1 protein-coding gene is annotated in these 1567 nt (G+C 67.3%); it reads left to right on the forward strand.

What is annotated here, in order from left to right:
* Positions 1 to 1567 (forward strand): DNA-directed RNA polymerase subunit beta (gene rpoB, locus AB0J39_RS39475; protein ID WP_363474322.1); only part of this gene is annotated, 1567 nt, incomplete at both ends.

Genomic DNA, 1567 nt, shown 5'->3' on the forward strand with positions numbered 1-1567 from the left:
AGCGCTACGACCTGGCCAAGGTCGGCCGCTACAAGATCAACAAGAAGCTGGGCGTCCAGGCCGACATCACCCAGGGCACGCTGACCGACGAGGACATCGTGTCCACCATCGAGTACATCGTCCGGCTGCACGCCGGCGAGGAGACGATGGGCCCGGACAACTCGGTGGTCGTCGAGACCGACGACATCGACCACTTCGGCAACCGCCGTCTGCGCAGCGTCGGCGAGCTGATCCAGAACCAGGTCCGGCTGGGCCTGGCCCGTATGGAGCGCGTCGTGCGCGAGCGCATGACGACGCAGGACGTCGAGGCGATCACGCCGCAGACCCTGATCAACATTCGCCCGGTCGTGGCGTCGATCAAGGAGTTCTTCGGCACCTCGCAGCTGTCGCAGTTCATGGACCAGACCAACCCGCTCGCCGGCCTGACGCACAAGCGGCGTCTGTCGGCCCTCGGCCCGGGTGGTCTGTCGCGTGAGCGCGCGGGCTTCGAGGTCCGCGACGTGCACCCGTCCCACTACGGCCGGATGTGCCCGATCGAGACGCCGGAAGGCCCGAACATCGGCCTGATCGGCTCGTTGTCCTCCTACGGACGGGTCAACTCCTTCGGCTTTGTCGAGACCCCGTACCGTCGCGTCGTCGACGGCCGGGTCACCGACGAGATCGACTACCTGACCGCGGACGAGGAGGACCGGCACGTCGTCGCGCAGGCCAACACGGGCCTGAACGCCGACGGAACCTTCGCCGAGACCCGCGTGCTCGCCCGCCGCAAGGGCGGCGAGTTCGAGGCCGTCCACCCGTCCGAGGTCGACTACATGGACGTCTCGCCGCGTCAGATGGTGTCGGTGGCGACCGCCATGATTCCGTTCCTGGAGCACGACGACGCCAACCGGGCGCTGATGGGTTCGAACATGCAGCGTCAGTCGGTGCCGCTGCTGAAGAGCGAGGCGCCGCTGGTCGGGACCGGCATGGAATATCGTGCCGCGACCGATGCCGGTGATGTGATCACGGCCGAGAAGGCCGGTGTGGTGGAGGAGGTCTCGGCCGACTACATCACGGTGATGAACGACGACGGCACGCGGACGACCTACCGGGTGGCGAAGTTCAAGCGGTCCAACCAGGGCACGTGTTTCAACCAGAAGCCGATCGTGGCCGAAGGGGACCGGGTCGAGCAGGGGCAGGTCGTCGCCGACGGGCCGTGCACCGACAACGGTGAGATGGCGCTGGGCAAGAACCTGCTGGTGGCGTTCATGCCGTGGGAGGGCCACAACTACGAGGACGCGATCATCCTGTCCCAGCGTCTGGTGCAGGACGACGTGCTGTCGTCGATCCACATCGAAGAGCACGAGGTCGACGCCCGCGACACCAAGCTGGGCCCCGAGGAGATCACCCGCGACATCCCCAACGCCTCCGAGGACGCGCTGGCCGATCTCGACGAGCGCGGCATCATCCGGATCGGCGCCGAGGTTGTGACCGGCGACATCCTGGTGGGCAAGGTGACGCCCAAGGGTGAGACGGAGCTGACGCCCGAGGAGCGGCTGCTGCGTGCGATCTTCGGGGAGAAGGCGCG

Source organism: Microbispora sp. NPDC049633 (genome assembly GCF_040675265.1).
Classification (GTDB): domain Bacteria; phylum Actinomycetota; class Actinomycetes; order Streptosporangiales; family Streptosporangiaceae; genus Microbispora; species Microbispora maris.